Consider the following 8,389-nt stretch of genomic DNA (forward strand, 5'->3'; position numbering starts at 1 on the left):
TGGACGGCCGGGCGACACGCTATACCGCTCAGCGCAAGATGCCCGTCACAAAGGGATTCGTGTCCTTTTCCGCGCCAACCGTCGTGCGCGGGCCGTGCCCGGGCCATACGACGGTCTCGTCGGGAAGGGCGAGGATCTTGTCCTGAAGGCTAGCCATCAGCGTCGCGTAATCGCCGCCGGGGAGGTCGGTGCGGCCAATGGACTGCGCAAACAACGTGTCGCCGCCGAAGAGGTGGCCGTCGACCAAAAAGGAACAGCTGCCCGGCGAGTGGCCCGGCGTGTGCAGGACGGTCAGGGTCATGCCGGCCAAGTGGAGGGTCTCGCCGTCCTCCAGCTCCCGTTCCGCCGGTCGGGCGGTCATCTCCCCGAACATCGGCCACAGGCCGGATCCGTTTTTCAGCGGGTCGCTCAGCCACGTCTGCTCAGCGGGGTGGATGTAGACGGGGGCGCCCGTCGCTTCGCGCACCTCCTCGAGGCCGCCCATGTGATCAAAGTGGGCATGGGTTAGGAGGATAGCCTCCACCGTGTAGGGCTTCACGGCGGCGATGAGCTCGTCGGGATACATGCCGGCATCCACCACGATGGCGCGCCGCTCGCGCTCGTTCACGAGCACGTAGCAGTTGGTCTGCAGCGGCCCGAGGACAAACGTCAGGATTTCCACGTCCCACGGCCTCCTTTTTTGAACCTTCCGGCGTCTTTTTCGGCATTGTCCGCGCGCTGCTCTTATTTTACACTAACGAGGAGGCCATTCAACCCAAACGCCCCTTGTGGCAGCAAAGGAGCCGATCGGATGAACCCGCTAGTCGACATCGCCGTTGCATTGCCCACCTGGTACGCCCTCTACCAGCGCTATGCCTTCGCCGCCGGCCCCTATAGCCCCTACATCGGTGCGGCACTGCCGGACCTGCTGGCGCGCCTCGACGGCGAGGCGCAAGGCCCACCCGGCAACCCGTTCAAGGACGCCGCTACGCCGGCCGTTGCCCCGGTCGGCATGCGCGATCGCCTGCCGGACTGGGATCCGTCGCCCTCTCGCCTCCTCATCGTCGACGTCCCGGCGGAGGAAGGCGTGGACGGGGCTTCGGCTTTGCTCGCGCAGCACACCTTTCCCGTTTTCGCGTGGCCCGGGCCCTTCGGCGATGACGCATCGCGCATCGCCTTGGCCCGTCGCCTCATCCCCGTCCTGGCGGCGGCCGCTTGCGTCCCCTGCCGGGGGTATGCCCTGCTCGTTGACCGCGGGCGCCTCAGCGCCGGACGCCCCCTGAGCGAAGACGATCTGCCGACGGAAGAGTGGCTCCGTCAGGCAGAGGTCGACACCGTGGCGGTGTGGGCCCGCGAGATGGCGGACGACCTGGCCGCCTACCTGCGCTATTTGGAGCGCTACGGCTTTTCGGTGATCCGCCGCGTCATCCCCCCTTCGGAGGAGGGGCGGGGATGAAATACGTGCGCGACGAGATCTGGAAACCCCAGGGCGATGCCCTTACCGCTTGCCATGCCCGTTGGTTGACGCTGGGGGCCTTTGTGCACCCCTCGCGCCGCCGCTTCTGGTACGTGCCGCGCAGGCGGGAGGTCGCCCTGTTCGTACAGCTCGCCCAACACGTCAGCGGTCGCCCCGATCCCCTCGTCGTCGACGTGGGGTGCGGCCTGGGTCTCATGAGCTACCTGCTGGCACAAGAAGGGTGCCGGGTCATCGCCCTCGATGCCTCCACGGCGGCCCTGGATGCGGCCCGGGCGCTGTATGGGGATCACCCGCGCATCACTTTTGTGCAGGGCGACGTCACCGAACTGGCGTCTCGCTGGGGGCAAGAAGCGGACGGCCTGTTCGTGTCGTGGGTGCCACCCTACGCCCGCTGGGGGCCAGCCCTGTTCGGGTCCGGCGTGCCCCTCGTCTACGTGGTTGGCGATCCCGAGGCCACGGGGTCCGCGTTGGCCGAGGAGATGGGCCGGTACGTTCGCGTGTTGTCCTATCCCACACCCGCTTGGCATGAGGTGCTGGGCTGGCTGGCCCTCCTCGCGCGCGGCGAGCGGCCCGACCCGGCAACGACGCTGACGGCGTCAAACCGGCACCAGGTGTTCCTGCGCGCCGATCGGGCGGCACCGCCGTCCCTTGACCTCCCGTCGGCCCCCCCCTACCCGTGGGAAGCGGAGCTGGACGCCCTTGGTCTTGTGCCCGGCACGCCAACGAAAGACGGCGTCATCTGGCCGTTTTGACGGTCGACTGCGTCACAGCAAATCGGCCGCCAATTGGGCCAGCGTGGAACGCTCGCCCTTTTCGAAACGGATGTGCCCGCTGATGGGCTGCGCCTTGAACCGTTCGACGACATGGGTGAGGCCGTTGCTGTAGGCGTCGAGGTAGGGGTGGTCGATCTGCTGGGGGTCCCCCATCAGCACGATCTTGCTCCCCTCCCCCACCCGCGTCAGGATGGTCTTCACCTCGTGGCGCGTGAGGTTCTGCGCTTCATCGATGAGGATGAACTGGTTGGCGATGTTGCGCCCGCGAATGTACGTCAGCGCCTCCACCTGGATGCTGCCCATCCCGTCCAGGATGCGATCCAGGTCGCGGCGCTGTTTTGTGTTGAACAAATATTCCAAATTATCGTAAATCGGTTGCATCCACGGGCGCAGTTTTTCCTCTTTTTCCCCCGGCAAATACCCGATGTCCCGGCCAAGCGGCACGACGGGGCGGGCGACGAGGAGCCGCTGGTAGCGCCGCTCTTCCTCCACCTTGTGCAAGGCGGCGGCCAGTGCAAGCAACGTCTTTCCGGTGCCGGCTTTTCCGGTCAGGGTGACCAAGGGAACCTCGTCGTCGAGCAGCAGGGAAAGGGCCATCCGTTGCTGCACGTTGCGGGGCCGGATCCCCCATACCGGCTCCTGGATGGAAGGCAGCAGCCGCGCCCAATCGCAATCGGCGGAAACGCGCACCACGGCCGATGCGGAGCCGCCGGTAAGGTCGCGAAGGATGAGGAACTGATTGGGGTACATCTCCGTGCTCGATGCGGCGAGATGCGCGATGGGCACCTTGCCGTGCTGGTACAGAACGTCGATCACGTCCGGTTCCACGTGCACCGTGGCATACCCGGCGTACAAGGCGTCGGGGTGAACCGCCCGGTCTGAACGGTAATCTTCCGCGCGCAAGCCCAGCGCATCCGCCTTCACCCGGACCAAGGCGTCCTTGCTGACCAGAATGACCGGGCGCGCCGGATCGTGCTTGGCTGCCTCTTCCTGGAGGTTGAGGGCGACGGACAAGATGCGGTTGTCGTTCGTCACCTCCAAGAAAATGTCCTGCAGCTTGCCAAAGGACCGGTGGTTCAGTTCGACGCGCAACCGCCCGCCGGTTTCGAGGGGCACGCCGCTGTGCAACGGACCGCGGGCGCGCAGGCTGTCGATGAGGCGGGACACCGTTCGCGCGTTGCGGCCGAGCTCGTCCATGAGCCGCTTTTTGGCGTCCACTTCCTCCAACACGACAGCCGGAATCACCACCTCGTTCTCTTCAAACGCGAAGATGGCCCGCGGATCGTGCAGCAGGACGCTGGTATCGAGCACGTAGATTTTCAATCCTCTCGCCCCCTACTGAAACAAATGGTCAACACAAGTGGTCAACCCTATCCCCATCCACTTTCTCATACAGCATATGCCGATCGATCCGGCTTGGATTGGTTCCCCCGGCGTTTTCGTGCGGCATTTCCCGATACATGTTCGAATCCCCTTTGACCCATACTAACAACCAGAAAGGACTCCGCTGGAAAGGACGATCCTCGATGCGAAACCTGCTCGTCATTGCCCTGTTGGTCGCCGCCCTCGCCGGTTGCCGTCCGGCCAACGAACCGCCCGCCAACGAAGCGGCCCCGCCCCAAGCGCCCAACGAAGACGTCCGCGTGCGCCAAACGCAGCCGGCAGCGCCGAAAAACCAAAGCGCGCAGGCCACGGCCGAACGGCTGGTGCGCCTGGCGGTGAAGGTACCCGGCGTTCAGGACGCCACCGCCGTGGTGGCCGGCAAGTATGCCGTCGTGGGGATCGACGTGAACGCCACGCTGGACCGCTCCCGGGTGGGCACCATTAAATATGCCGTGGCCGAAGCGCTGCGAGAAGACCCCCAAGGGACCAACGCCATTGTGACGGCCGATCCGGACATCGTGCAGCGGCTGCGCGAGATGGCGGCCGACATCCGTCAGGGGCGGCCCATCGGCGGCGTTGCCGAGGAGTTGGCCGACATCGTCGGCCGAATCATTCCCCAGCCGACACGGGAAGCGGAGCGGCGCGAACGGCCGGCGGATCGCGATACGCAGGAACGGATCAACCAAACCCCGGAACCGAAACAGCCCGGTCGCTGATGCCCAACACAAGCGCACTGTGGGCAAACGCAAAAAGCCCAGTCGGCCATTGCGCCGACTAGGCTTTTTTCATCGCCTCCAGCACCTGCTGGTCCAATTTGGCCGCCGCCTGCGGGTTGTACGTCTTCTCGTACCGGGGCTCGACGGCGATCTTCGCCCCGTAGAACATGACGTCGCGAACCTCGGAAACGGCCACCTCCACCAGCGCCAGCTTGAGCGGCACCCCGTCCATCGTCTCTTGCACAATGCGCGCCTCGCCGGAGATGGACAGGATCGACTCCTGGGCAAACACGGCAAGGGCCACCCGGCTGTTCTTTCGCACGTTCTCGACGATCCGCGAGCGGTTGGCCACGGCAAAGCGCACGCGGCGCTCATCCGGCGCATGCACCCACGAGATGGCGCTGACGTTTGGCGCGCCCGTTTCGTCCACCGTCGCCAAGAGCACGAGCCGCTCCTTGGCGAGCAGCGCCACGAGCTCCGGTGTCAACGTCGTCGAAAGCGGTTCGGTCATGCGCGCCCCCTCCTCCCGTGTGCGGTTTCCTTTAGTTTACCACAGTTGGCCCCGCCGCTGTCCACAGGGCAACGGTGTCCCCTGTCCTCACGGCTTTTGCGCCGCCGTCACCCGGTTCCCGGCCAATTCGGCCTGGAGGATATGGCTGACGCGATCAAGGGTGTCGCGCGGAATGATGGTGAAGCCGGATCCGGGGTCCCAATACAAACCGTCCAGGGTGAGGCTGAGGATATCCTCGTCCTTCACGCTGCGGAAGGTCCATGCCAGCGCCTTCATCTGCGACGGCGTCAGGTCGGTGCGGATGTGTTCGCCCGCCACATCGAGAAGCTCGCCGAGGGCCGTCAACACACCCATCGATTGGGCCTTCTCCGCCAGCGCGCGCAACACCTTCTGCTGGCGTTCGTTGCGCTCGAAGTCATTGGAGTAGTACCGCCACCCGCGGTCGTCCAGGCGATGGCGAACGTAACCGAGCGTCTCCTCGCCGTCGAGGTGCTGAAACCCCTTCTTCAGGTTGATGCGCGTCCCGTCTGTCGGGTCGTGGTAAACAAGGTCGCGCTCCACCTCGATGTCAATCCCGCCGAGGGCATCAACGGTTTTCACGAAACCCTCAAAGTCGATCAGCACATAATAGTCGATCGGGATGTCCAGGAGCCGGCCGAAGGTTTCCTTGGCTACCGTCGGGCCGTCCACTTCGGGCACTTTGCCACGCTGCAGGTCCCGTTCCTTCTTCCATTCGCCGTAGGCGAAGGCGTAGTTGGCTTTGTGTGGCGCGCGCAGGCCCGGAATTTTCACTTTGGTGTCTCGCGGAATCGACACGAGCGTCACCTTGCGCAGCTTCGGATTGACCACGCCGACGATGATGACATCCGTGTTGAGCGATCCCGTCTCGGCGCGGGTATCCTTCCCCAGCACCAACACGGCAAAGGGCTTTTCGGTGATGCTGTCGTCCAGCGGCACGCGATCCACGGACGTCCCCGGATGAGACGGGCGCGTCATCTTTTGGAGCGTATGTTCCACTTTCCAATACAAGTACCCGGCATAGGCTCCGATGGAAAGGATGACCATAAGGACGAACGAGAGGAGCATCTTTGGCCATTTCCGGCGCCGCTTTCGGCGTGACGTCGCCTGGACGGGCTGAGCGGCCACCGCCATACGCCTTCACCTCCGATTGCCGATCTCCGCACGCCGTTTCCCTCGCAACCGGGATGTCCGCACCCGAGGAAACCCGTATCCTCACGCAAAGGAGGGGGGTTTTGTGCAACGCGCCGACGATGTCCGCGAACTGCTCAACGCCCTCAATGCCCTTGCGGATCGGCTCGAGGCAGTAGAAGCCCTGGACAACCGCCTGGAGCGCTTGGCGCTCGCGGCCGAACGCGTTCGGCTCGGCGAAGTGCTGCTCAACTATACGCGGCCGCGGCGCATTTTTTGGCTGCATTTTCTAGGCGGGCTTTCCCGCGGACTGGGCCTAACCGTGGGCACCGCCATCGTCATCGGCGTTGCCGGCTATCTGCTCAGCCAATTCGTCAACGTGCCCCTCGTCGGGGAAAAAGTGGCCCACATCCTCGAGTGGGTCGAGTACTACCGCGCCCAGGATCATGCGCCCTTTTCTCGCTAGCCGGCCTGCGTGGTATACTGGGGTCGGCGCCGTATGCGCGCGGCCAAGAATTCGCGGCATGAAAGGAGCGACCGCGGATGCGCGTCACGTGTTTCTTGTGCGAGCGCGTGGAGGAGATCGACGACAACAGCTTGCTGGCCAAGCGGATTCGCCACCGTCCCCTCACCCCATACCTCTGCCCCGCCTGTCACGACCGCATTGCCCAAAAAACGCTGGCCCGTCGCCGCCAATCCCAAGGGGGATCGAAATCAACCCCCCGCGGGCAAGAGCGGAGCTGACGGCTTGAAAGACCGCGCGCCAGCCGGAAAAGGGCCCGTCGACCGGGACGGGTTTAGGCGTTGGGCGGCTTTTCCCGTTCCGTCACGTCGCGCAGGAGCTGTTCCACCGCGTCGCGGTCAAACATCTGCAGCCCCGTCTTGCCACCGGCGACGAAGCGCACCGTGTACATCGTCGCGTCGACGGCAACCTCCAGCCGTTCGACGCCGTGGTCCCGGCGCAACAGGTCTTCAAAAAACTCTCGCGTCTCGGCCGCAGCGCGGTCGTGGGGCCGGGCGTCGGCCAACACTTTGCTCTGCAACCAGTTGAAGAGGGCGTCCACGCGGTTCATGTGGTCTCCTCCCGTTTGCGCCGCGCCGCCGCGCGCCGCCGGATCTGCACGACCACAAGCAGGGCCACGCCCACCAGAAGAGCGGGGACGATGGGCAACCCGAGGGCATACAGAACCGTCAGCGGCACGCAGCCGATCGCCAGCAAGAGGTACACGATCGCCGTCTTGAGGAGCGGCAGTTTGCGCGCAAAGCCCAGGTTGTAGAGGATGACGGTCAACACGAAGATGACCGCGTAGGCGTGATCGCGCACAAACGCCACAGCGGCCTCCCACGCCGCGCTTCCCACCGCACGTTCACTCCTTTTCCGCGAGCCACGCGCGCAACAGCGCGATCTCTTCGGCGTATTCCCGTTCGTCCTCCACCGGCGTCTCCAACACCGCCGGCAAATGGGCGAGGGGATCGGCAAGCAATAGCCGTTTCAGCGCGTCGGCGCCGATTTCTCCCCGGCCAATTTTTTCGTGCCGGTCCTTGCGGCTGCCAAAGGGCGCCTTGCTGTCGTTGACGTGGAGGACGACCACGTGGTCGAGGTAGCCGGTCTCCTCCATGGCCCGCACCAGCTCGTCCACCGTGTCCCCATTCCAGAGCCCCGCGGCAAAGGCATGGCACGTGTCGAAACAAAAGCCGACGCGCTCGGGATGCCGCGTGGCCGCGCGCACCTCCAAAAGCGTCTCGAAGGTCTGCCCCAACTCCGATCCTTGCCCCGCCGTGTTCTCCAAGAGCAGCTTGGTCGGGCCGTTGTAAAGCTCGAAGATGGCGTCAATCGCCTCCACCATTCGCCGCAGGCCGAAGGCTTCGCCCCGGCCGACATGCTTGCCACAGTGCACGACGGCCCCAACGGCGCCATACGCCTCGGCAATGCGCAGGTCTTCGGCGATGGAGCGCACGGTGACCTGCCACAATTCGTCGTCCGGCGTCGACAGGTTGGTCACATAGGGCGTATGGGCGACGAGCACCATGCCGTGCTCGCGGCAGTACGCCACGCCCTCCTCTGCATCGCGCGGGTCAATCTTCTTGCTGCGCAGCCCGCGCGGATTTTTCGTAAAGATTTGAAAGGCGTCTGCCCCCAGGGCTCGCGCGTTTTTTGCCGCTTGGGCAAAGCCCTTGGCGACGCTGACATGGCACCCGATCTTCACGTCCTCACCTCAACTGCCGTTCCTTCGGTTTCGGACCCGTTTGGGCCCTCGTTCGGTGCAAGACGGCACCGCTTTGTTGCACATCTTCTATTAATGTAGCGTGTTCGACAGCCATCCGACAAGAGAAAACCGAAATGAGCTTTTTTCGCTGTGCCTGTATCTCGGCCTGATCTGCATCAGGCCATCTTCAGTTT

General features: G+C 64.6%; 12 protein-coding genes. 5 read left to right on the forward strand and 7 right to left on the reverse strand.

Features of this window, described 5'->3' with window-relative positions; all coding sequences use genetic code 11:
• Positions 1 to 28: 28 nt before the first annotated feature.
• Positions 29 to 661, reverse strand: coding sequence for an MBL fold metallo-hydrolase (locus tag IEX61_RS01345; RefSeq protein WP_188816592.1), 633 nt, complete (start codon positions 659 to 661; stop codon positions 29 to 31).
• A gap of 129 nt (positions 662 to 790) precedes the next feature.
• Between IEX61_RS01345 and IEX61_RS01350 the strand changes: the two genes are divergently transcribed.
• Both IEX61_RS01350 and IEX61_RS01355 read left to right on the forward strand, forming a co-directional pair.
• A complete protein-coding gene (locus IEX61_RS01350; protein WP_188816593.1) occupies positions 791 to 1,435 on the forward strand; it encodes a hypothetical protein in 645 nt (214 codons plus the stop codon).
• Positions 1,432 to 2,208 (forward strand): class I SAM-dependent methyltransferase, encoded by a 777-nt coding sequence (locus IEX61_RS01355; RefSeq protein WP_054670345.1) that lies wholly within the window; start codon positions 1,432 to 1,434, stop codon positions 2,206 to 2,208. The genes IEX61_RS01350 and IEX61_RS01355 overlap by 4 nt, the downstream gene beginning before the upstream one ends.
• A 12-nt stretch (positions 2,209 to 2,220) precedes the next feature.
• Here IEX61_RS01355 and IEX61_RS01360 read toward each other — a convergent pair whose 3' ends face one another.
• Positions 2,221 to 3,552, reverse strand: coding sequence for a PhoH family protein (locus tag IEX61_RS01360; RefSeq protein ID WP_188816594.1), 1,332 nt, complete (start codon positions 3,550 to 3,552; stop codon positions 2,221 to 2,223).
• 203 nt (positions 3,553 to 3,755) lie between these two features.
• Here IEX61_RS01360 and IEX61_RS01365 point away from each other — a divergent pair, with 203 nt between their 5' ends.
• Entirely contained in the window at positions 3,756 to 4,328 is a 573-nt protein-coding gene (locus IEX61_RS01365) for a YhcN/YlaJ family sporulation lipoprotein (protein ID WP_054670351.1), read from the forward strand.
• Positions 4,329 to 4,386: 58 nt separating this feature from the next.
• On the opposite strand, the gene IEX61_RS01370 is transcribed toward IEX61_RS01365, so the two are convergent.
• A complete protein-coding gene (locus IEX61_RS01370; RefSeq protein ID WP_188816595.1) occupies positions 4,387 to 4,839 on the reverse strand; it encodes a pyridoxamine 5'-phosphate oxidase family protein in 453 nt (150 codons plus the stop codon).
• Positions 4,840 to 4,926: 87 nt separating this feature from the next.
• The gene (locus IEX61_RS01375) at positions 4,927 to 5,991 is read right to left on the reverse strand and encodes an LCP family protein (RefSeq protein ID WP_054670354.1); all 1,065 of its coding nucleotides are present in this window, start codon (positions 5,989 to 5,991) and stop codon (positions 4,927 to 4,929) included.
• Between the two features lie 103 nt (positions 5,992 to 6,094).
• On the opposite strand from IEX61_RS01375, the gene IEX61_RS01380 reads away from it, so the two are divergent.
• Both IEX61_RS01380 and IEX61_RS01385 read left to right on the forward strand, forming a co-directional pair.
• Positions 6,095 to 6,454 (forward strand): DUF5665 domain-containing protein, encoded by a 360-nt coding sequence (locus IEX61_RS01380; protein WP_054670358.1) that lies wholly within the window; start codon positions 6,095 to 6,097, stop codon positions 6,452 to 6,454.
• Between the two features lie 77 nt (positions 6,455 to 6,531).
• Positions 6,532 to 6,732, forward strand: a complete 201-nt coding sequence (locus IEX61_RS01385) for a YlaI family protein (protein ID WP_054670361.1) — start codon at positions 6,532 to 6,534, stop codon at positions 6,730 to 6,732.
• A 53-nt stretch (positions 6,733 to 6,785) separates the two neighbouring features.
• Here the strand turns inward: IEX61_RS01385 and IEX61_RS01390 are convergent, their stop codons facing one another.
• Genes IEX61_RS01390 through IEX61_RS01400 form a run of 3 tightly spaced genes read right to left on the reverse strand, consistent with a single transcriptional unit; the run spans position 6,786 to position 8,195 of the window.
• The gene (locus IEX61_RS01390) at positions 6,786 to 7,061 is read right to left on the reverse strand and encodes a hypothetical protein (protein ID WP_054670364.1); all 276 of its coding nucleotides are present in this window, start codon (positions 7,059 to 7,061) and stop codon (positions 6,786 to 6,788) included.
• On the reverse strand, positions 7,058 to 7,348 hold the full coding sequence (locus IEX61_RS01395) for a YlaH-like family protein (RefSeq protein ID WP_188816596.1): 291 nt from the start codon (positions 7,346 to 7,348) through the stop codon (positions 7,058 to 7,060). Before IEX61_RS01395 ends, IEX61_RS01390 begins: the two co-directional genes overlap by 4 nt.
• A 7-nt stretch (positions 7,349 to 7,355) precedes the next feature.
• Positions 7,356 to 8,195, reverse strand: a complete 840-nt coding sequence (locus IEX61_RS01400; protein WP_188816597.1) for a deoxyribonuclease IV — start codon at positions 8,193 to 8,195, stop codon at positions 7,356 to 7,358.
• Between the last annotated feature and the right edge of the window lie 194 nt (positions 8,196 to 8,389).

The sequence above is a fragment of the Calditerricola satsumensis genome (genome assembly GCF_014646935.1).
Lineage (GTDB): Bacteria > Bacillota > Bacilli > Calditerricolales > Calditerricolaceae > Calditerricola > Calditerricola satsumensis.